Origin of the sequence: Vibrio sp. CB1-14, from assembly GCF_040412085.2 — a bacterium.
GTDB lineage: Bacteria > Pseudomonadota > Gammaproteobacteria > Enterobacterales > Vibrionaceae > Vibrio > Vibrio chaetopteri.
In genome coordinates this window covers 1,330,934-1,351,764 of record NZ_CP115920.1, presented here as the reverse complement: position 1 = coordinate 1,351,764, position 20,831 = coordinate 1,330,934, and the positions used below count along the sequence as shown (strand labels likewise).

Annotated in this window: 19 protein-coding genes and 1 pseudogene; 9 read left to right on the top strand and 11 right to left on the bottom strand. The window is 45.4% G+C overall.

Annotated features, from left to right (window positions below; genetic code table 11):
• Positions 1 to 76: 76 nt before the first annotated feature.
• Positions 77 to 1,051: an HTH-type transcriptional regulator CysB gene (gene cysB, locus PG915_RS06135; protein WP_353498316.1), complete on the bottom strand. Its 975-nt coding sequence runs from the start codon at positions 1,049 to 1,051 to the stop codon at positions 77 to 79.
• Positions 1,052 to 1,313: 262 nt separating this feature from the next.
• Here cysB and PG915_RS06130 point away from each other — a divergent pair, with 262 nt between their 5' ends.
• Positions 1,314 to 2,075: a DNA repair protein gene (locus tag PG915_RS06130; RefSeq protein ID WP_353498315.1), complete on the top strand. Its 762-nt coding sequence runs from the start codon at positions 1,314 to 1,316 to the stop codon at positions 2,073 to 2,075.
• Positions 2,076 to 2,131: 56 nt separating this feature from the next.
• Positions 2,132 to 2,901, top strand: a pseudogene (gene miaE, locus PG915_RS06125) (tRNA isopentenyl-2-thiomethyl-A-37 hydroxylase MiaE).
• A gap of 87 nt (positions 2,902 to 2,988) precedes the next feature.
• Here the strand turns inward: miaE and pyrF are convergent.
• From pyrF to PG915_RS06085, 8 genes are all read right to left on the bottom strand, one after another.
• Entirely contained in the window at positions 2,989 to 3,684 is a 696-nt protein-coding gene (gene pyrF, locus PG915_RS06120; protein WP_353498314.1) for an orotidine-5'-phosphate decarboxylase, read from the bottom strand.
• Positions 3,685 to 3,753: 69 nt separating this feature from the next.
• Complete coding sequence (lapB, locus tag PG915_RS06115; RefSeq protein WP_353498313.1) at positions 3,754 to 4,923, bottom strand: lipopolysaccharide assembly protein LapB; 1,170 nt, start codon at positions 4,921 to 4,923, stop codon at positions 3,754 to 3,756.
• A 30-nt stretch (positions 4,924 to 4,953) separates the two neighbouring features.
• Positions 4,954 to 5,235, bottom strand: a complete 282-nt coding sequence (locus PG915_RS06110) for a LapA family protein (protein ID WP_112461991.1) — start codon at positions 5,233 to 5,235, stop codon at positions 4,954 to 4,956.
• 206 nt (positions 5,236 to 5,441) lie between these two features.
• Entirely contained in the window at positions 5,442 to 5,726 is a 285-nt protein-coding gene (gene ihfB / locus PG915_RS06105) for an integration host factor subunit beta (protein WP_237484779.1), read from the bottom strand.
• Between the two features lie 195 nt (positions 5,727 to 5,921).
• A complete protein-coding gene (rpsA, locus tag PG915_RS06100; protein WP_353498312.1) occupies positions 5,922 to 7,592 on the bottom strand; it encodes a 30S ribosomal protein S1 in 1,671 nt (556 codons plus the stop codon).
• Positions 7,593 to 7,712: 120 nt separating this feature from the next.
• Entirely contained in the window at positions 7,713 to 8,393 is a 681-nt protein-coding gene (gene cmk, locus PG915_RS06095; RefSeq protein ID WP_112478152.1) for a (d)CMP kinase, read from the bottom strand.
• Positions 8,394 to 8,880: 487 nt separating this feature from the next.
• The gene (locus PG915_RS06090) at positions 8,881 to 9,951 is read right to left on the bottom strand and encodes an MBL fold metallo-hydrolase (RefSeq protein WP_353498311.1); all 1,071 of its coding nucleotides are present in this window, start codon (positions 9,949 to 9,951) and stop codon (positions 8,881 to 8,883) included.
• Positions 9,952 to 10,012: 61 nt separating this feature from the next.
• A complete protein-coding gene (locus PG915_RS06085; RefSeq protein WP_353498310.1) occupies positions 10,013 to 10,975 on the bottom strand; it encodes an alpha/beta fold hydrolase in 963 nt (320 codons plus the stop codon).
• A gap of 629 nt (positions 10,976 to 11,604) precedes the next feature.
• Here PG915_RS06085 and PG915_RS06080 point away from each other — a divergent pair.
• Positions 11,605 to 12,645: a polysaccharide lyase family 7 protein gene (locus PG915_RS06080; protein WP_353498309.1), complete on the top strand. Its 1,041-nt coding sequence runs from the start codon at positions 11,605 to 11,607 to the stop codon at positions 12,643 to 12,645.
• A gap of 66 nt (positions 12,646 to 12,711) precedes the next feature.
• On the opposite strand, the gene PG915_RS06075 is transcribed toward PG915_RS06080, so the two are convergent.
• A complete protein-coding gene (locus PG915_RS06075) occupies positions 12,712 to 13,275 on the bottom strand; it encodes a hypothetical protein (RefSeq protein WP_353498308.1) in 564 nt (187 codons plus the stop codon).
• A 230-nt stretch (positions 13,276 to 13,505) separates the two neighbouring features.
• The gene (gene msrB, locus PG915_RS06070) at positions 13,506 to 13,928 is read right to left on the bottom strand and encodes a peptide-methionine (R)-S-oxide reductase MsrB (protein WP_353498307.1); all 423 of its coding nucleotides are present in this window, start codon (positions 13,926 to 13,928) and stop codon (positions 13,506 to 13,508) included.
• 338 nt (positions 13,929 to 14,266) lie between these two features.
• Between msrB and gap the strand changes: the two genes are divergently transcribed.
• From gap to PG915_RS06040, 6 genes are all read left to right on the top strand, one after another.
• The gene (gap, locus tag PG915_RS06065; protein ID WP_265673358.1) at positions 14,267 to 15,262 is read left to right on the top strand and encodes a type I glyceraldehyde-3-phosphate dehydrogenase; all 996 of its coding nucleotides are present in this window, start codon (positions 14,267 to 14,269) and stop codon (positions 15,260 to 15,262) included.
• A 138-nt stretch (positions 15,263 to 15,400) separates the two neighbouring features.
• Positions 15,401 to 16,285 (top strand): D-hexose-6-phosphate mutarotase, encoded by an 885-nt coding sequence (locus PG915_RS06060; protein ID WP_353498306.1) that lies wholly within the window; start codon positions 15,401 to 15,403, stop codon positions 16,283 to 16,285.
• Positions 16,286 to 16,373: 88 nt separating this feature from the next.
• Complete coding sequence (gene rlmA, locus PG915_RS06055) at positions 16,374 to 17,192, top strand: 23S rRNA (guanine(745)-N(1))-methyltransferase (protein WP_353498305.1); 819 nt, start codon at positions 16,374 to 16,376, stop codon at positions 17,190 to 17,192.
• Positions 17,193 to 17,318: 126 nt separating this feature from the next.
• Complete coding sequence (locus tag PG915_RS06050; protein ID WP_353498304.1) at positions 17,319 to 18,263, top strand: ChaN family lipoprotein; 945 nt, start codon at positions 17,319 to 17,321, stop codon at positions 18,261 to 18,263.
• 148 nt (positions 18,264 to 18,411) lie between these two features.
• Positions 18,412 to 18,798: a hypothetical protein gene (locus PG915_RS06045; protein WP_353498303.1), complete on the top strand. Its 387-nt coding sequence runs from the start codon at positions 18,412 to 18,414 to the stop codon at positions 18,796 to 18,798.
• Positions 18,799 to 18,892: 94 nt separating this feature from the next.
• Complete coding sequence (locus tag PG915_RS06040; RefSeq protein ID WP_353498302.1) at positions 18,893 to 20,767, top strand: BCCT family transporter; 1,875 nt, start codon at positions 18,893 to 18,895, stop codon at positions 20,765 to 20,767.
• Positions 20,768 to 20,831: the final 64 nt, after the last annotated feature.

Below are 20,831 nucleotides of genomic sequence, written 5' to 3'. Positions count from 1 at the left end.
TTTCCCCCTATTCTTCAGGCAATGCGAAACTGCATGGATTGTAGGGGGAAGTGAGTACTAACAAAAGTACTTTGTGTTATCGAATCGGCAATTCGATATCTCTGAACATCTCTTCAATTTCGGTGTTCGACTTAAGTGATATCGCCTGTTCCACCACTGGACGGGTTAAATGAGGCGCAAATCGCTCCATAAAGTCGTACATGTACGAGCGCAAGAAGGTGCCTTTTCTAAACCCAATGCTAGTGGTGCTCGCTCCAAAGATATGGCTAGCGTCAATAGCAACAAGGTCCGTATCTTGAGAGTCATCCATCGCCATACTGGCAATAACGCCAACACCGATACCCATACGTACATACGTCTTGATTACATCGGCATCCGTTGCTGTAAAGACAACTTTTGGTGTCAGTCCTACTTTGTTAAATGCCGTATCTAGCTCTGAACGTCCAGTAAAGCCAAACACGTAGGTCACCAAAGAATAGGCCGCGAGATCTTCAATCGTTACGCGGTCTTTTAGTGCAAGTGGATGGTCTTTGGGTACCACAATAGAGCGGTTCCAGTGATAACAGGGTAGCATGATCGCGTCTTGGTAAAGGTGCAGCGCTTCCGTTGCGATAGCAAAGTTTGCAGTGCCTTTCGCAATGGCTTCTGACATTTGCGATGGCGTGCCCTGATGCATGTGCAGCGATACTTTCGGGTAACGAGCTGTAAACCCTTTGATGACTTCAGGGAGCGCGTAGCGCGCCTGCGTGTGCGTGGTTGAAATGTTCAATGTACCCATTTCAGGATGAGTATGTTCCCCTGCTACGGCTTTGATACTTTCAACTCGAGACAGAATTTCTTGAGAGATTCGAACGATATCTTCGCCGGCATTGGTCACCTGAGTTAAATGCTTACCGCTGCGCTCAAAGATTTGGATCCCTAATTCGTCCTCCAACAAGCGGACTTGTTTACTGATACCAGGCTGAGAGGTATAGAGACTTTCTGCGGTCGCGGACACATTTAGATTATGGTTCACCACCTCGACAATGTACTTTAACTGCTGTAACTTCATCTGCTCGTCTTCATCCTTGTCAAAATTCGGCTCAGCTCACCACCGCCAGCCTAAGCATATAATCAATAGTTATAACGAATTACTAAACAGATTAACAGTTTTTTTGGATAGGAATTGTTCTACCTCTCAAACCCGCTCAGAAAGTTTCCACGTTTTCCTCGGATTATGACCAATTCAACAACTTTGCAGTGTTGGTCAGTTAGCCTTTGGTGTATCCTGTCCCATTAGACTGTAGGGAAACTCACTGTAGATACAAAACGTTATGAATATTGGTTTAATTATTGCGCTCGTCGCCCTTTTGCTGGTTTTGGTACTGGGCTACAACATCATGCTGCAATACAAACTAAAAGCCGAAGCCACTAGAAGGCAAGAGTCGGCCAGATATGTTGCCTTGATTGATGCCACTGAAGAACTGATCAGTGGTGCGAGCTACTTGCCATACAGCAAAGAACTAATGCTATGTCTTCATAACCGCATTTTAGATGCCGTTACGAATATGCATGAGTTGGATCCTAAGAACAAACACTTAGTGCAACGCGTCGAGGCCGCAAAGACACAAATTCAGCAACTGCAAGAAAACTACGAAGGCAGTGAAGCCACATCGTTCAAAGTGCCAACCAGCGACAAGCAAGCGATCATTATGTTGAAACTGGTCAAACGCCTGCGCGATACCGTTCGCACTGAACACAACAAAGGACGTATGGATACCCAATCTTATATGGTTGAAAATGCGCGCCTTGAAACGATCCAGATCCGCATCAACATTGAGAACGTCGTCAAACGTGCTCATGATTCTATGGCCAAAGGACAGCCTGGTACGGCGGCACAGCTGCTGAAAAAAGGGATCGATGCGCTAAGCTCGAAGAACGACAACTACTCCATTCAAGCCAAAGAGAAGCTCACCGAGATGCTCGACAAGCTGCAAAACTCTCGCCAAGCCAAGGCTGAGGAGAAACAGCAACAAGCCAACAGCGAGCGAGACGACGACATCAATGCTCTGTTTGGTGAGAAGAAAAAGTGGTAGAGTTAACCAAGGTCGCAAGCGCGGCCTTTTTTAATTCAACAACAACGAAATTAGCCATGATCAGTCCCTCTCAAATCGACACCATTTTAGAACCCATCAATCAATTTCTGCACTGCTCGACTCCAGATGCTTGGGTGCAAGAGGCTAAACGCCCAGAAAACCTACCAGTGATCCTTATTGATCACCTATTGTGTGAGCTTAAAGCCGGCCAATCCGCAATGTACTTAATTCGCAAGTATGCCGTTGATAAACAGAGCAGCTCAGCACTGTTTGAATGGTTCAAGCCCTATGAAGACTTTGCGTATCGCCGTATTGGTGACATGGCTTCTTTGAAGGGCAAAAGTAATATTTCTAAGTCGATCATTGCTAAGTCTGATTCACCTTATAGCCAAGATTTGATCGACAAAATGGTTCTACTGATCAAAGAAGAGTTGCATCACTTCTATCAAGTGTTGGAAATCATGGAAAGAAAGGTATTGCCTATGAGCCAATACCGGCAAGTCGCTATGCTAAGGGGCTGCTTAGCCACATGATAACGCATGAACCCAACACACTTATCGACAAACTGATCATTGGGGCTTATATCGAAGCACGCTCTTGTGAGCGTTTTGCCAAACTTGCGCCGTTTATGGACGATGATATCGCGAAGTTTTACGTGTCCCTGCTTCGCTCTGAAGCTCGTCACTATCAAGACTACTTGACGTTGGCAGAGCAAGTGGCAGGCAAAGACATCAGTGAAAGAGTTGCTTACTTAGGTAAGGTGGAAGCTGAGCTGATTTCCTCGCCAGATACCGACTTTAAGTTTCACAGCGGTATACCCGCTTAATACAACAATGCCAGAGCTGTTAAGCTCTGGCATTTTTAGTTTTACTCTATCGATTAACGTAGAGAGGCATTTAACCTAGAGAGGCGATTAGCTTAAAGAAGCATTGATCTCAGCAAGAACCTTAGCAGGATCCTCAGCTTGAGTGATTGGGCGGCCAATCACGAGATAGTCAGAACCGGCTTGGATTGCCATATCTGGCGTCATGATACGCTTTTGATCGCCCACTGCAGCGCCTGCAGGGCGAATACCTGGCGTCACCAACTTGAACTCTGTACCTAGCTCTGTTTTAAGCATGCTTGCTTCTTGCGCCGAACAAACCACACCATCAAGGCCGGCATTCTTTGTTAGATTCGCTAAGCGAAGTACTTGTTCTTGAGGTGCTACATCAATACCGATACCCGCTAGATCAGACTGCTCCATGCTAGTCAGCACCGTTACACCAATCAGTAACGGACGATCTTTACCGTAAGGCTCTAAGATCTCGCGAGATGCTGTCATCATGCGCTCGCCGCCACCAGCGTGAACGTTTACCATCCAAACACCCATTTCCGCTGCAGCGCGAACGGCTTTCGAGCAGGTGTTAGGAATGTCATGAAACTTAAGATCTAGAAATACTGAGAAGCCACGCTTGTGTAGCTCTCGAACGAACTCAGGACCAAATAGTGTGAACATCTCTTTGCCCACCTTCAGTCGGCAAGAACTTGGGTCAATTCTATCGACAAAAGCTAATGCATCGGCTTGGTTATCATAATCCAGTGCAACAATCACTTTTTGGTCAATCATTTTCGCTCCTCGTTTTACTCAAAAAAAGCAGCACCTAAGTGCTGCATTACAAATCTGTTTTGGTCTTGGCTACTCGCCGTCCAACCCTCGAATGGGCTTGATCGTACCCCATCCCTTACATGAAGGACAATGCCAATATAATGAATGCGTCGAGAAACCACATTTACGACATCGATAATGCGGCTTTGTCTTTAGCTGCTCACCTACCAGAGATTGCAACGTCGTCAAACTCTCTTTCGCTCTGCCTTCTTCAGCGTTGGCAAGGTGATAATCCATCAAACGATAGAAGCCCTTCATTGTAGGGCTGCGCACCAACTGCCTCGTTAATAGCGCTTGTGCGGCCTCTGTGCCGTCATGCTGGGCAACAAGCTGAGCAAGCATCAATTCTGCAGAGACCCCTGCCCCTTTATCGATGCTGGCTCTTAGAAACTCGACCAAACCTTGTTCTTGGCCAAGGTGGTGATAACACTCTGCTAAAGTAGGTAAAACTTCACTAATAAAATCTTTATCTTGCTCGAGCACCGACTCCATGTAGGAAATGGTTTTTGGATAATCTTCGTCTTCAAGACAGAGTTTACCCAATGAAATACTCGCTCGAGTACAACGAGGATCCACGGCCAGTGCTTTCTTAAAGTTCTGAATAGCCTTGTTGGTATTGCCATCGGCCTTCTCGATCATGGCAAGCTCACACCAAAAGTGGGCGATACTGTTTCTAATACGCTTTTTGCCCATTTTCAGCAGCGCATTCGCAACCTCGATCGCCTTATGCCACTCACTCGTTTGCTGATAGATAGCAAGCAGCTGAGTTAATGCTGCTTCGCGATGTTCGGGCTCATCGACCAGTTGAACAAAGATCTTCTCTGCTCGGTCTAGAAAACCAGACACCATGTAGTCTTTTGCTAGCTGCTGCAAAGCGAGGTTTTTCTGATCGATGGTAAGTCCTGATCGAGAAATGAGGTTTTGGTGAATACGGATAGCACGGTCAACTTCACCGCGAGAACGGAATAGGTTGCCGAGAGCAAGGTGGGTATCAATCGTTTCGTTGTCGACCTGAAGAAGCTCAATAAAGTGATCGACCGCTTTGTCTGACTGATCTGACAACAATAGGTTAAGGCCCGTCATGTATTGACGAGAGATCTGATGCGATTGCTCTTGGCGATCATGCTTAGCACTGCGCTGGCCCATGTACCAACCGTAGGCCGCCGCGATAGGCAAAAGCAAGAATAATAGCTCAAGCATTAATTAAATCGACCTTAACCCTTTATCTCATTAATTGCTGGTAGTCGCGACTTCTTTTGATTCAGAAGGCGTCTGTTTAGCCAGCTGCTTCTTTAGCTTACGCACTGTCATTTGAGACTTCAGGTGTAAGCTACCAAAAATTAACCAAGCAACCACGAAGCCAACCACGAATACACTGCCTAGCAGCGTCGAGAGATGGAAGTCACCTTGCGCTAACAAGTAGTTGAAGGTTACCACTTCCTGGTTTTGAGAACCCAGAGCTAGGGTTACCAGGAACAATGCGATGAGTACAATTATTTTTAGAATCTTCATATGCTCGTGCCATAGTTATTGGATAGCTCGATTATGCAGGAATTTGCCTCAGCGCACCATGGTCTAAGGCAATTATCTTGATAATCTAAGTGATATTTAGAGCAACTAGCCTATTCTTTATCCAAGCAATTGAAGCTCATCAAAGCCGCTCGCCTAAACGTAAAACGGCACACTAAAAAGTATGCCGTTTCATCAAGATAGAAGCTCTATAGACTTTCGTTCACACGCTCACGAAGCTCTTTACCTGGCTTAAAGTGTGGTACGTACTTACCTTCTAGCTCCACTTTATCGCCTGTTTTAGGATTACGCCCAACTCGTGGCTCACGGTAGTGAAGCGAGAAACTACCAAAACCGCGGATCTCAATACGATCCCCACTTTCCAGTGTAGAGGCCATATGTTCCAAAATATCTTTTACCGCATCTTCAATTTCCTTTGCGGATAAGTGAGTTTGCTCCGCGCAGAGTCTTTCTATCAGTTCAGACTTAGTCATAGGTAGTTACCCTCGTTACTCTTAATCTTTAGTGTCTCTATCTTCGATGTCTCATACTACAGCGGACAGCGGTCTACATATATTCTACATCAACAATGCACTAACTGCCTGTATAAATTGATAATAGTCTAAATTTCGCAAAGATAAAAACAAAAAAAAGGAGCCTTACGGCTCCTTTTTCACTAATGGCGTAAATTATTCGCCTTTAGCAGCTTTGAATGCATCAGCCATAGCATTACCGAACGCGCCTTCTTCTTGCTTGTTCAGTGAAGCCATTGCTTCTTGCTCGTCAGCTTCATCTTTAGCTTTGATAGATAGGTTGATTACGCGGTTCTTACGGTCAACACCGGTGAACTTCGCTTCAACGCTGTCGCCAACGCTTAGGATTAGAGACGCATCTTCGATACGGTCACGTGATACTTCAGAAGCGCGGATGTAACCTTCTACACCTTCTTCTAGCTCGATAGTAGCACCTTTAGCATCAACTGCAGTAACAGTACCGTTTACTAGAGTACCTTTCTTAGTGTCTGCAACGTAAGCATTGAATGGGTCATTTTCCATTTGCTTAACGCCTAGAGAGATACGCTCACGCTCAGCGTCTACTGCTAGAACAACTGCAGAGATCTCGTCACCTTTCTTGTACTCACGAACTGCTTCTTCACCAGCAACATTCCAAGAAATGTCAGATAGGTGAACTAGACCGTCGATGCCGCCTTCTAGACCGATGAAGATACCAAAGTCAGTGATAGACTTGATCTTACCAGTAACTTTGTCGCCCTTAGCTTGCATTTCAGCGAATGACTGCCATGGGTTAGCTTTACACTGTTTCAGACCTAGAGAGATACGACGACGTTCTTCGTCGATATCAAGAACCATAACCTCAACTTCGTCGCCAACATTAACAACTTTAGATGGGTGGATGTTCTTGTTAGTCCAATCCATTTCTGAAACGTGTACTAGACCTTCAACGCCTTCTTCGATTTCAACGAAGCAGCCGTAGTCAGTTAGGTTAGTAACACGACCAGTTAGCTTGTGACCTTCTGGGTAACGCTTAGCAATTGCTACCCATGGATCTTCGCCTAGTTGCTTAAGACCTAGTGATACGCGAGTACGCTCACGGTCGAACTTAAGAACTTTAACTAGGATCTCGTCACCAACGTTAACGATCTCAGATGGGTGCTTAACGCGCTTCCACGCCATGTCAGTGATGTGTAGAAGACCATCAACACCGCCAAGGTCAACGAATGCACCGTAGTCAGTAAGGTTCTTAACGATACCTTTAACTTCAGTACCTTCTTGTAGAGTTTCAAGAAGTTCGTCACGCTCAACACTGTTTTCAGATTCGATAACAGCACGACGAGAAACAACAACGTTGTTACGCTTCTGGTCTAGCTTGATAACTTTGAACTCTAGCTCTTTGTTTTCTAGGTGAGCAGTGTCACGGATAGGACGTACGTCAACAAGAGAACCAGGAAGGAAAGCACGGATACCGTTTAGTTCAACAGTGAAACCGCCTTTAACTTTACCGTTGATGATACCAACAACAGTTTCAGCTTCTTCGTAAGCTTTCTCAAGAACGATCCAAGCTTCGTGACGCTTCGCTTTCTCACGAGAAAGTTGAGTTTCACCGAAACCGTCTTCAACAGCGTCTAGAGCTACGTCAACTTCAGCGCCAACTTCAACTTCAAGTTCGCCAGCAGCGTTCTTGAACTGTTCAGCAGGGATAGCAGACTCAGACTTAAGACCAGCGTCAACAAGAACGTAACCGTTCTCGATAGCTACTACAGTACCTTTAACGATGCTGCCTTGTTGGAATTCTGTTTCGTTTAGAAACTCTTCAAAGAGTTGAGCAAAAGATTCAGTCATTATTTAATCTTCAATAAGTAAACGTCCATGGGCATCCTACCGCATGGGGTTGATAATTTAGTCGGTCATCATCCTTGCGACCAACAGCTCAAAGCCCACCAAGTCAGTGCCTATTAAAGGCTACTTAGTGAGTTTAGATTCGATATATTGTAGCGCTTTTTCCAACACTTGCTCGATGTTTAGCGAGGTTGAATCTAGCACAAGAGCGTCATCAGCCGGACGAAGAGGGGCAACCGCTCGGTTGCGATCTCGGTAGTCTCGTTCTTCGATCTCGCTCAAAAGGTCGTCAAATCTAACATCTAAACCCTTTAGTTGCAACTGCTTAAAACGCCTTTGCGCTCTTTCCTGCGCACTTGCGTCTAAGAAGATTTTTACAGGTGCTTCAGGAAAAACCACTGTGCCCATATCACGGCCATCAGCAACCAATCCAGGTTCAATGTTAAATGCACGTTGACGACGCAATAATGCTTCACGTACGCGTGGCAGTGCCGCTATTTTGGAAGCTGCATTGCCGGTTTCTTCTTTACGAAGCTCGCCAGACACATCTTCCCCTTCCAGAATCACTTTTACCAGTTCGCCTTCAGCAACAAACTGTACATCTAAATGCATCGCTAGCGGTACCAAAGCATCTTCTGATTCTAGATCTACTCCGTGGTGAATCGCCGCTAATGCTAAAACGCGGTAAATAGCCCCTGAATCCAGCAAGTGATAGCCTAATTTTTCAGCCAACAGCATACACAGTGTGCCTTTACCAGCACCACTTGGTCCATCCACAGTAATCACTGGTGTGTTTAAGGACATGTTCTACTCCACGTTGTCACATTATTGTTGTTAATTTTACGGCGCAGAATTATATACCCTATAGCCTTAAGTTGCTATGTCTTTGCTAGTTTGACTCTATGTTCTCATGCAATCTATTGATTACTGAGACCATCCTATAAGCAAAACACTTCGGTAGCGCCGCTCAGCCACGTCGAGCTGCAAAGTGTACCCACTATAGTCACCTTTTTGGTACTGCTCCGACAAATGACACAAACTATAGAGTCCCCCACAAGCGCCTAGATTGCCTAGCAACATATCGAGAAACACAAATTCCGTTTTTGAGCTGATGATGGATGAGGGCTGGTGAATATTGCTGTAAGAAGGTCATGAAGGTTGGTCATTTTCGGATGAGTCAGGTCTGAAAGGGACTGAATCGCTAACTGATTTTTGCCCCTTTACGAGCTAGCAATGCTTTTGATGGTTAGTGTTGTTGTCATATAGGTCTCGTTGAAGCATTTCTTAAAGCTTACAGCGCAGATGGAGTGCCCGGCAGATACGCCTTCCACCAACGCTGTGTAAATTCATTCATCGTACTCAGTGTCATCACTTCGCCGAACATGGGAGTGACGAGTTCTACCTGATGAGACCGTGCCTCTTGTTCCATCTTCTCGAGTGGTTCAAACCACGCATGATTGCTTAAGTTAAATGTAGTGTTATGTATTGGGACTAAATAATGCCCCTGAAGATCGCGATGGGCTTGCACAGTCTGTTTCGGGAACAAGTGTACAAACTGCCATAAACTATTGTAAGCACCGTTTTCCATTAACGTCACATCAAAAGGGCCGTATTTGTCACCAATATCTTTAAAACCCGAAAAGTAGCCAGAGTCACCGCTAAAATATAAACGTAAATCGTCATGTATAATCACCCAAGACACCCACAGTGTTTCGTTTCTATCGGTGAGTGAGCGGCCAGAAAAATGTTGTGAAGGCGTAGCGACGATAAGAGTATTGTCATGTTGAGCTTCTTGCCACCAACCGAGTTCGGTTACTTTTTCCGCAGGTACGCCCCACTGAATCATTAGAGGTTTAATGCCAAGCGGCACATAGTAATGTCTTGTACGTTCAATCAAAGCCTTTATAGTCTGCTCATCTAGGTGATCAAAGTGGTTGTGTGAGATCACTATCGCATCGAGCTGTGGAAGAGCGTCTAAAGAAAGTGCTGGCGGGGTATAGCGTTTAGGCCCAGCCCAGCTCACAGGTGAAGCGCGCTCAGAAAACATTGGGTCAAACAAAATATACTTTTCATCAAGGCGAAGTAAGACGCTGGAGTGCCCCAACTTGACCATCGAAGGTTCAGTACTCGCCTCCATGTTGCTTATTAATATAGGCTTAACGGGCAGAGGCTCAGAAGGAAGAGGGTACTCACTACTATTGAAGTAGATGGAATTGATTGCGTCAAACAATCCAACCTCACTGGGTTGTTGCTCTGGGTTGTAGAACTTGCCAGACTGGTAATTTGCTTCGGAGTTATAGTTTGCCTGAGTGCTGCAAGCAATTAGGGCAAAACAGGTTAACATCAACAAGCTAAACTTCATGTTTTTCCTTATCTGAAGGATCGGCACTTATTACTCCAGAACAACAGGTTAATTGGGAAATTCAAGCAGAAACATCAATCTGTTTGTGCTCACTAACGACCCAACTATCAATCATTGAGGCGAACATTTTCGGTTGATCTGCCCATGAAAAGTGACCTGCTTCAGGAAGAATATGTAGTTTACTTTTCGGTAGTGCTGCATGGATACGTTCAGCATTACTGACATCAAATAGCACATCTAATTCCCCCCAAAATACTAATGTTGGGAGCTGAATTTCACTTAGGCGTGCCGCAATTGCTTCTGACTTTGCATGAAAATCTTTAAACCAATGTATTACTTCAGGCGCCCTACCCGCATAGGATCTCTTATAATCATCGATTTCAACGGCGTTGGCTTGATGCCGCACAGCCCCAATCTTGGCAGAATACGCAATCAGTGGACCTGCACCTAGTAGGGAGGTAGTGGCTCGCATGAAACCAAACTTGGCCAGCATATCGATCATAAAACCAAGCTCTACGGGGTTGGGATTACCTATACTGTGGCCTATCACCATACTGGTTAATCTGTGTTCGTGGTCGAGCACATAACTAAGGGCAGAGGCCATTCCTACATCAGGAGCGACAAGGTGAATGTCGTTCAGTTCAAGAGCGTCAAAGATTGCAGCGAGATGATTTCCTTGTGCGGTTGGCGTCATATCATGACGATCACCTTCAGAGCCACCAAAACCGGGTAAATCTATTGCGATTACTCTGAAATTGGCAGTGAGCGATTCCCAAGAACCGGAAAAATTGAGGATACTAGCCGGAAATGGGCTAAGTAGAACAACTGTTGGTGCGTCAACGGGACCTGCTTCTGCCAAGCGAATTTTTCGCCCAGCAATATTTCGTATTTCCAGTTGTATATTGACAACAGGGTTTTCAAACGATTGCGCTCGCTTTTGAGCTGCTTTCACTTTAGGCCATTCCGGAGAGACGAGCAGTAGTGAGGCAGCATTGAGCGTATCAAATAGATTTAGTTTCTTCATTTCTCATCCTTGAGTAACGGGTAATTTGACCTTCAACATGAATTTTGAGCGCAGTGTTAGGCGGTTTTTCTTTATTTCAGTCCATCCATTAGATACTAAAAGTCTAATTGCCGAAACTCATTTATGTCCAAATATGAGTTACACCTGTTAGGGAATAAAAATCACCGATAACCAATTTTTAACTCTAGGTGTGCGCGTTCAGTAGATTCCGCATCGAGTGCGGAATGACGACAAATTCGGCAAATGTGCTACTAATGTCCAAAAGTTTGCTAGAAAACTGTCTGGCAACGTGTGAACACCGTAATCCAAGATTCTCACTGCTACTTAACAGTGACAGCGCCTCTATAAACTTTAGAGCACGCTTTGGGTAGATTCCGCATCAAGTGCGGAATGACGGTGTACTAGCAAGCTGAAGCAATATAAAGGTGGCTAACCGAGCCCACTTTAGCGCTCAACCAATGTCCCTCCGATTAAACACAAAACTTCCTACCAAATCACAGTTTGCGGCTTTATCTCACCTAGCAAATACCAAAGTACTCAATATTTCGTCCCAATCACACTTTTGTAATACAATAATATAGTAACATCCTAAGCATACCCATTAATGATTGCTTACCAAAGGAACGATAATGAAATCATTGCCCCTCACTCTACTTGCCACCAGTATTATTGCGGGTTCTGCTATTGCGGCTACTGAGTCTCCACTTGCAGCCCAATACAACCTTGACCCTAACAAAGCACCGTCACAAAACTTCGATATGACTAACTGGAAAATTAATTTACCAGTACTCACTACCGAAGGACCACGCAAAGGTAAGACACTTGAGATAGCAAAAGAGCAACTTGGTGATACTAAGACACCTTATGTACATCCGGAGTGGTTCTATACGGACAAAGAGTCTGGCGCGGTTGTTTTTGTGGCACCGAACGATGCACCAACCACACCCAACAGTAAAAATACACGAAGTGAGTTGCGCGCTATGCTTGCAACTGATTACGGAGAGCCAAGCAATAACTTTGTTATCGCCTCACATCCAAATGCCTCTGAATATGGTGCGATTGGCGGTGAGTTAAAGGCGACACTGTCTGTTGATCAAGTAAGTGAAAGCGGTAAATACAGTCATAACGGTGCATTTGGTGTTGTGATTGGCCAGATCCATGCGGCTAAAAATGAGCCTCTTAAAATTGTCTATCGTAAGCTCCCTGAACATGAACACGGTTCATTGGTATGGAACTACGAGTTGAACCCAACCAAAGATCTTCAAAACGCGAAAGATGAGAACGGCAAAAAGCTGAGAAAAGACATTCGCCACAACGTATTCGGTGAATACAACTTGCGACAAGGATCTGTCGATCCAAAAGAGGGTATCAAACTTGGTGAAATCTTCTCATACAGTGTGAACGTTGAAGGCGATATGATGCACCTTACGTTTACCAAGAACCCGGGCACGGATAACGAAATCGTCAAAACTTTCGATGTTGATCTAAAAGCGGGTAACTACCAAGGCCACGACGTTGACCAAGGTTACGGAAATACGTGGATGTATTTCAAAGCGGGCGCATACAACCAGTGTAATACGAAGAAAAGCAGCGCCTCTTGTGAGTGGCGCGGAATGGATGCAGGTGACTATGTTAAAGCAAGCTTCTACCAGTTAGAGCTAAATCAATAAACCCTAGCCGTTAAACAAACAAAGGGAGCTCAGTTGAGCTCCCTTTGTTTTTATCTGATCGGGCATTTAGAAGCTGTAGCGAACGCCAATGCCTGCGCCAATGCCTAACTTAAGGTCACTATTGTCAAACATCAGGCTCGGGGTTAACTGTGCGTAGCCATCCCAGTTTCTTGCGAACGGAAGTTCAACGCCAAGCGCAATGCGTGGACCAAATTTGTCAGAGCGTTTGATTTGACCACCAACACCTGCATACCAATTAAAAGGCACATCGCCACCAAAGCTGCCACGATTAAAGATGTAATCTGCAGCAATGCCATCGTTACCAACCGCAAAGTTAATCGTATTGTTGATCTGACCAACAATGCTTAGCCCTTGATCTAGACCCATACCAAGTTTGAATCCTGAATTACCACCACGGCGAGATGACGAGCCAGAACTTGACTTAGATTTTTGCGTAGATGCAGTCTGTTTCGTTGCAGGCTGCTTTGATGTTGATGCGGAAGATGGCGCTGCTGCTTGATCCTCTTCTACAATTTGCCACTGCTCTTCGCCACCAGCGGTCGTGTTTGCAAAAGAAGGGCTCATAAATAACGCTGCAACAAGGGCAACGATAAACGGTGTGTTTTTCATACTGGTGTTCTTGTGTTTGCTGCTCTTGCTTAATGCAAAGAGCTTATGAATGTAATGTTGGGCGCATTCTAGAAGCTCACGCTTTTACAATGTCATCATAGAGCAAAAATAGAGCAAGAATGGCTTCAGGAATCGTTGGGTGTGGTAAACACCCAACGACGCGAACAGATAAGACAGATAAGACAGATAAGACAGATAAGACAGATATGAAAGAATGGTACAGCTAGTGACTAATTTACGGAGTCTTGATCAGTTTTGTTGAAAATTAACGACACAGAGTTGACGCAAAAGCGCTGCCCTGTAGTTTGAGGCCCGTCTTCAAATACATGGCCTAAATGACTGTCGCAAGCACTGCAGCGTATTTCAACACGTGTCATACCGTGACTGTGATCGTCTATATAACGAATCGCGGACTCACTGACAGGCTCATCAAAGCTTGGCCACCCACACCCTGAGTCATACTTGTTTTCTGACCGAAACAGTTCGGCCTGACAACAGGTACAGTGGTATAGCCCTGTGTCCTTATTATGAAGCAGTGTCCCGGTAAATGGAGCCTCGGTACCTTGTTGGCGACAAACACGATACTGCTCATCGGTTAGCGTCTCACGCCAGTGTTGGTCTGGCTTGGCTCTATTTTTGTTTTCCCCAGTCATCTCCTTTACACCCTCTTTTTTATTGTCTACATTTTAATCAGCGCACACTTATTACGTGTAATAAACTTGGTTGTAGCACATTGTTGTCAATTACCCACCAAAGTGTGTCTAACATGTTAACTCACCTTGTCCCCAAGGTTAAATACATCAAGCAAATCATTACAGAGTCACGAGCTAAGTTCAAAAAAACGTCATTTAATACCGAATGTTAAGAAAAGCGACACTTTTTTTTGACTTTAGACAAATTAATTCCGATTATCTATTGAAGTTAGTGACTGGATTCTGTAATTTTACTACCAGTTATCTTTAAACAGAAATTAAGTTGTGGAGCAACTATAATGACTATCAAAGTAGGTATTAACGGTTTTGGCCGTATCGGTCGTTTCGTATTTCGTGCAGCGCAAGAGCGCAACGACATCGAAGTAGTAGGTATTAACGATCTAATCGACGTTGAGTACATGGCATACATGCTTAAGTACGATTCAACTCACGGCCGTTTCAACGGTACTGTTGAAGTTGAAGGCGGTAACCTAATCGTTAACGGCAAAACTGTACGTGTAACTGCAGAGCGCAACCCAGAAGACCTAAAATGGGACGCAATCGGTGTTGACGTAGTTGCTGAAGCAACAGGTCTTTTCCTAACAGACGAGACTGCACGTAAGCACATCACTGCTGGTGCTAAGAAAGTTGTTCTAACTGGCCCTTCTAAAGACGCAACTCCAATGTTCGTTATGGGTGTGAACGATTCAACTTACGCGGGTCAAGACATCGTTTCTAACGCTTCTTGTACTACTAACTGTCTAGCTCCTGTAGCTAAAGTTCTTAACGACAAGTTCGGTATCGAATCTGGTCTTATGACAACAGTTCACGCTACTACAGCAACTCAAAAAACTGTAGATGGCCCTTCTGCTAAAGACTGGCGCGGTGGTCGTGGTGCTTCTCAAAACATCATCCCATCTTCAACTGGTGCTGCTAAAGCAGTAGGCGTTGTTCTTCCTGAACTAAACGGCCTTCTAACTGGTATGGCTTTCCGTGTACCAACTGCTAACGTATCTGTAGTTGACCTAACTGTTAACCTTAAGACTGCTGCATCTTACGAAGCAATCTGTGCTGCTATGAAAGAAGCATCTGAAGGCGAGCTTAAAGGCGTTCTAGGTTACACTGAAGACCAAGTAGTATCACAAGATTTCATCGGTGAAGTTCAAACTTCAGTATTCGATGCTAAAGCTGGTGTTGCTCTAACTGACAAATTCGTTAAAGTTGTATCTTGGTACGACAACGAAATCGGTTACTCAAACAAAGTTCTAGACCTAGTAGCTCACATCTCTAAGTAATGTAAGCTTTTAGCTGAATATTTGTAATAAAGGCGACTCATAGGGTCGCCTTTTTAGTATCTGTTTCTGGGTCCAATCGACACCTGGGAGCTATCCCCTCGCCCTAGGAACCAGAGACTTAACCTAGGAAGTTACACTATGGATTTGTCTGTTTTACCTACCCTGACCGCTCTCTCTGACTATGTCACTATCGCTCAAATTGGTGACAATAAAGTGGTTCGCGTTCTTCACCCTAAAGCTTCAGCTGCCATCTCTCTACACGGTGGCCATGTCATTTCATTTAAGCCAGCAGGCCAAGAAGATCTGATTTGGATGAGCAAAGACGCCATCTTTGACAACAAAGCGGCACTGCGCGGTGGTATTCCAATTTGTTGGCCTTGGTTTGGCCGAGTAGCAGCACCGGCTCACGGTTTTGCGCGCAACAGTACTTGGGAGCTCATTGAGCACCGCGAAAATGAACAAGGTGTAATTGTTAGCCTTGGCCTGACCGACACTGACGCTACCCGTGATATCTGGCCACATAAATTCCAATTGGTCTTAAACGTGGAAGTGAGCGATTCATTAAATGTATCGCTAAACATCACCAACACTGACACCACTTCGTGGCGTTTCTCTGGCGCTCTGCACACCTACCTCAATCTAGGTGACATCGAGAAGATGGAAGTGACTGGCATGGGCTCTAGCTACATTGATGGCTTACTTGATGGCAAAATGTGTGAAGGCCAAGAGGTGCTTACCCTTTCCGATACCATCGACCGCGTTTACACAGCTCCATCTGATGAAATCGTACTGCATGACAATGCATTCGATCGCAAGCTGGCAGTATGCAATAGCGGCGACAACTCAGCAGTACTTTGGAACCCTTGGAAACAAGGTGCGGAATCTATGGGTGACATGAACAATGACGGCTACCTCAGCATGTTCTGTATTGAGTCAACACTTCATGCTGACTCACTGGAAGCTGGCAAAGAGCTTGCACCCGGTGAAAGCCACCAATTAGCGACACAGATTTTCATCAAGTAATCTGCCAACCTGAAGGAATTCAGCCGACTGAATTGCTTCCCTTCCTTGATATGGTTAGACTTACGAAAATTTTCGTCGAGTCTAACCTATGTCTTATCAATGCCCTCTGTGTCAGCAGCCACTCGCTCTAGACGAGCGCAGTTATCGCTGTAGCAATAATCACCAGTTCGACAAAGCCAAAGAAGGTTATGTCAATCTTATGCCTGTGCAACACAAGCGCTCAAAAGATCCAGGTGACAACAAAGAGATGATGCAGGCAAGGCGCACATTCCTAGCACACGACTTCTACGCTCCCATGAGAGATAAAGTCGCCGACATATTGGGTTCATCTTTAACCGTAACTAAAGGCAATATCCTTGATATCGGTTGTGGCGAAGGGTACTACACCAGCTACTTTGCCGACGAGCTGACAGGCGATAATCCCGACTTTGCCGTCTATGGCCTCGATATTTCCAAAGTCGCGGTTCGCTACGGTTCTAAGCGCTACGACAAGGTTAATTTTTGCGTTGCCTCTAGTCATAAGCTACCTTTTTCTGAAGAGAGTCTTGCCGCGGTGATTCGTATTTATGCGCCGTGCAAACATGACGAGCTGAGCCGCTGTATCGAAGCTAACGGACTGATGATTACGGTCACGCCAGGCAGTCATCACTTATATGAGCTTCGCGAACTTATCTATCAAGATGTGAGACTTCACGATGAAGCTGCTGAAGTGATTGAAGGTTTCGACCTAGTTTCTGAGGCTAAGCTCGACTACACAATGAACCTTAACGGCCAGCAAGCGTATGACCTTTTGCAAATGACACCATTTGCTTGGAAAGCTAGCCAAGAGCTAAGAGAGAAGCTGCAACAGACCGAGCACTTCGACTGTCGTGCCGATTTTATGGTAAGAGTATATCGCAAGAGTTAAAACCAAAACTCCAATTGGTAATGATATTAATTTTCAATTGCGTTGAGTCACGCGCGGTTCTCGTTTACCATAGTACTTTCAAGATAGCCTTCCATTGAAGGCTATTTTTTATTAAAGAGAGTCCCTATGAAAGCTTACCCTATCGCCCTGTCACTCGCTCTGCTCGCCGGTTGTAGCAGCGCACCTTCAAATGACCTGTCCAAGCCAGCTCAATCCGTTAATTCCTTCTACGATTATCAGCTGTATTCTCCACAAGGCTTAGCGGTTTCGCTTTCATCATTACCGGTCGACCTAAAAAGTGCCGATGTTATCCTCATTGGAGAGTGGCATACGCACAGTGGCGTGCATCGCTTTCAGACCAATCTTCTAAAACAGCTTGTAAACAACAACGCCAAGCTTGCGCTTTCGATGGAACAGTTCACTCGAGATAAGCAGCCTATTGTCGATCAATATTTGAAATCAGAAATTGGCGAACAAATGCTGATACGCGAAGGAAACGCGTGGCCAAACTATGAAAGCGATTATCGACCGCTTGTGGAACTTGCTAAGCAAAACCAACTCGATATCATTGCCAGTAATGCACCTAAGAGCTTTGTTCGCTGTATAGGGCGTGAAGGACTTAACTACTTAGAAAAGTTGGACAGTAATGAGCGAACTTTAGTTGCAAAGCGCATTGATACCTCCTCTTCAGCCTACAAAGACAAGTTCATGGCCTCAATGCACCATGGCGATAGTGAGCAAACTGAGCGCCAATATGCCGCTCAGTTGACGTGGGACGCTACCATGGCAGAGAGCATCGTTGACTACATCAACCAGCACCCAGGTACGCAAGTCATGCACATTGCTGGTAAGTTTCACACCGAAAACGCTCTCGGAACAGCAGCGCAAATACAAGCTCTAGCACCTAACCTTAACATCGCCGTCATTACTCCGGTCACAGATATAACCAGTGACTCAAGAGATTTTCAACTCTCGGTTCTCGCGCCACCGGTTCGATATGTGCAAAAAGAGAACCAAATGCAAGCCTATAAGCACCTACATAAACGTAGTGACACGCTCACCTGTGACTAGCGCGTTTGAAGCAATAAGTCCGCTTTTTGGCGTACTTATTGCTTAGCTATCAATGATAAACAGGTTCTATGTCTCACCTAGAGAAATTTTTATAAAGATTTTGCCATAAATGACGACATAGTAATTGATAGCACAAATGGAGATAGCTATGCAGAGCGTCAATTCCGGCATGTCTGCGCCAACCAATCAACTTGGCAGTGCCGCAGCAAACACCATCAAACAGGCAGAATCTAGTGGCAATACTTTGCCGACACCGCAAGGTGAACGTGGTGGCGACAGTGTCTCTATCTCACCGCAAGCAAAAGCGCTATTTGAACAAGAAGAGTCAGCAACACCAAAGCCTAACAATACCGATAAAGCAACGGATAAAGATGAAGACGATGGCATGGGTAAGACGGTAACCTCTTTTGCACATGGTGCACTAGGCATGGATCACCCTGACGATCTCGAAGAGCAAAAAGATTCGTCCTACTCGGCGGGTCAGTATGCATCTGCAGCCATCACCGTTGGGGCGTTAATACTCGCCTTGGTATAAAACAACGCTCTTTTGTTGTCACGATAGATAACCAGATTTGAGCGTGTGATGTTATTCAAATGATAATGATGTTATTTGACTTAGAAAACATCGCATGGAACGTTATTTTAAACTCATCGATAAGCCAACCTTTTTTGGCGCTATCGCACTTTTACTCGCTGTTATCATTCCGCTGATCCTGTTCCCAGAGCAAGGCGCTGATATCATTGCGCAAGCAAAACTGATTATGACCGACAAGTTCGGTTTCCTTTATCTAGCACTTGGCCTCGCTGCCCTCTTCTTCATGATATTCATCATTTTTAGCGATATTGGCCAAATCAAACTAGGTGACCCTGACGAAGCGCCGGAGTTTAAGACCTCATCTTGGGCTGCCATGCTGTTTTGTGGCGGTATCGGTGCCAGTATTCTTTATTGGGGCTGTATTGAATGGGCGTATTACTACCAATCACCACCATTTCAACTAGAGCCAGGCAGTGAAGAAGCTATCCGCTGGGCAGCAACCTACGGCATCTTCCACTGGGGACCGATTGCTTGGGCAATTTACCTGATCCCAGCACTGCCTATTGCTTACTTCTTCTATGTTCGTAAGCAACCTGCCCTTAAGGTATCGAGCGCATTGATTCCAGTCATTGGCGAAAAGCATACCAATGGCGCACTGGGTAAGCTTATTGATGTTCTGTTTATTTTTGGTCTTCTTGGCGGAGCAGCAACAACTTTAGGTCTGGCGGCACCGCTTATCAGTGAAGGTCTGAGTGTTCTGTTTGGCTTACCACAAACGACTTATACCCAAATTGGTGTGTTAGCTATCTGTACTGCGATTTTTGCTTACTCTTCTTTCGCAGGTATGGAAAAAGGCATCAAGATCCTCAGCAACATCAACTTCTGGGGTGCGATGCTACTGCTCGCTATCGTTTTGCTGCTGGGTCCAACCATTTTCATTCTAGAGACTGGCCTAGACTCAATCGGCCGCATGATGTCAAACTTCTTTGTAATGGCAACATGGGCAGAGCCCTTCGGTGGCTACGGCAGCTTCGATGACACCCATTTCCCACAAGACTGGACTATTTTCTATTGGGCTTGGTGGTTAGTATTTGCACCAAGTATGGGACTGTTTGTAGCCAGAATTTCAAGAGGACGCACTATCAAGCAAATGGTCGCAGGTTCACTATTCTTTGGTTCATGTGGCTGCTTCTTGTTCTTTATTATCCTGGGCAACTACGGCTTATCGCTACAGCTTTCTGGGCAACTCGACATTGTCAGTATTTTGAATGAACACGGCGCGACCAAAGCGATCTTCTCGATGCTTTCAGAGCTGCCATTCTCTTGGTTCATCATTCTGCTGTTCACGCTACTTTGCATTATCTTTACCGCAACCACGTTCGACTCCATCTCTTATATTCTGGCGTCTGTGGTGCAAAAAGATGTGACTCAAGAACCTATGCGTTGGAACCGTCTATTCTGGGCATTCACGCTAAGCTTTATGCCTGCGGTACTGATGTTCCTAGGTGGACTAAGTACACTACAAACTGCTGCCATTGTTGGTGGTCTGCCACTACTTGGTATTGCTGTAATGCTGATGATTTCCGCTGTGAAAGCAACGACGCTGGATATTCGTCACCAAGAAGATTACGTCGAACCAACCATCAATATTGAAGACCTACCTGAGTTTGATCCTTGGTCTCATGAAGGCGTTGCGCTTGCGAACTTTGAGAAGTGCCGAGACGTTGCACAAGTCGCTGCCGATGAAGAGCGCGCGGCAATGCAGACGCTGTTTAAAGTGAAAAAACGCATCCGCGCCTACGCTCTTGAACATTCTGGGGACGAAAGCAAGGCGATCCCTGAAGAGCTTCAACAGCTGCTTGAAGAAGCACTAAGTGCTCTCACTGAAGCACAAGAACACAAAGAGCAATCATCGCTAGCGGCACAAGACGCTCGCTCACGCTTTACCGAAGTGTGTGCTGGCGCTTAAATTGCGGATAACTAAAAACCAAAAAAGCAGGCTGTCTCAGCCTGCTTTTTTATTGGATGAAGCC

What these genes read in the sequence shown, in the direction of transcription:
- rpsA (WP_353498312.1), bottom strand. Translation starts at nt 7,592, where the DNA reads ATGACTGAATCTTTTGCTCAACTCTTTGAAGAGTTTCTAAACGAAACA.
- PG915_RS06130 (WP_353498315.1), top strand. Translation starts at nt 1,314, where the DNA reads ATGAATATTGGTTTAATTATTGCGCTCGTCGCCCTTTTGCTGGTTTTG.
- PG915_RS06090 (WP_353498311.1), bottom strand. Translation starts at nt 9,951, where the DNA reads ATGAAGTTTAGCTTGTTGATGTTAACCTGTTTTGCCCTAATTGCTTGC.
- ihfB (WP_237484779.1), bottom strand. Translation starts at nt 5,726, where the DNA reads ATGACTAAGTCTGAACTGATAGAAAGACTCTGCGCGGAGCAAACTCAC.
- PG915_RS06075 (WP_353498308.1), bottom strand. Translation starts at nt 13,275, where the DNA reads ATGAAAAACACACCGTTTATCGTTGCCCTTGTTGCAGCGTTATTTATG.
- gap (WP_265673358.1), top strand. Translation starts at nt 14,267, where the DNA reads ATGACTATCAAAGTAGGTATTAACGGTTTTGGCCGTATCGGTCGTTTC.
- PG915_RS06060 (WP_353498306.1), top strand. Translation starts at nt 15,401, where the DNA reads ATGGATTTGTCTGTTTTACCTACCCTGACCGCTCTCTCTGACTATGTC.
- msrB (WP_353498307.1), bottom strand. Translation starts at nt 13,928, where the DNA reads ATGACTGGGGAAAACAAAAATAGAGCCAAGCCAGACCAACACTGGCGT.
- lapB (WP_353498313.1), bottom strand. Translation starts at nt 4,923, where the DNA reads ATGCTTGAGCTATTATTCTTGCTTTTGCCTATCGCGGCGGCCTACGGT.
- rlmA (WP_353498305.1), top strand. Translation starts at nt 16,374, where the DNA reads ATGTCTTATCAATGCCCTCTGTGTCAGCAGCCACTCGCTCTAGACGAG.
- PG915_RS06085 (WP_353498310.1), bottom strand. Translation starts at nt 10,975, where the DNA reads ATGAAGAAACTAAATCTATTTGATACGCTCAATGCTGCCTCACTACTG.
- pyrF (WP_353498314.1), bottom strand. Translation starts at nt 3,684, where the DNA reads ATGATTGACCAAAAAGTGATTGTTGCACTGGATTATGATAACCAAGCC.
- PG915_RS06045 (WP_353498303.1), top strand. Translation starts at nt 18,412, where the DNA reads ATGCAGAGCGTCAATTCCGGCATGTCTGCGCCAACCAATCAACTTGGC.
- PG915_RS06110 (WP_112461991.1), bottom strand. Translation starts at nt 5,235, where the DNA reads ATGAAGATTCTAAAAATAATTGTACTCATCGCATTGTTCCTGGTAACC.
- PG915_RS06040 (WP_353498302.1), top strand. Translation starts at nt 18,893, where the DNA reads ATGGAACGTTATTTTAAACTCATCGATAAGCCAACCTTTTTTGGCGCT.
- cysB (WP_353498316.1), bottom strand. Translation starts at nt 1,051, where the DNA reads ATGAAGTTACAGCAGTTAAAGTACATTGTCGAGGTGGTGAACCATAAT.
- cmk (WP_112478152.1), bottom strand. Translation starts at nt 8,393, where the DNA reads ATGTCCTTAAACACACCAGTGATTACTGTGGATGGACCAAGTGGTGCT.
- PG915_RS06050 (WP_353498304.1), top strand. Translation starts at nt 17,319, where the DNA reads ATGAAAGCTTACCCTATCGCCCTGTCACTCGCTCTGCTCGCCGGTTGT.
- PG915_RS06080 (WP_353498309.1), top strand. Translation starts at nt 11,605, where the DNA reads ATGAAATCATTGCCCCTCACTCTACTTGCCACCAGTATTATTGCGGGT.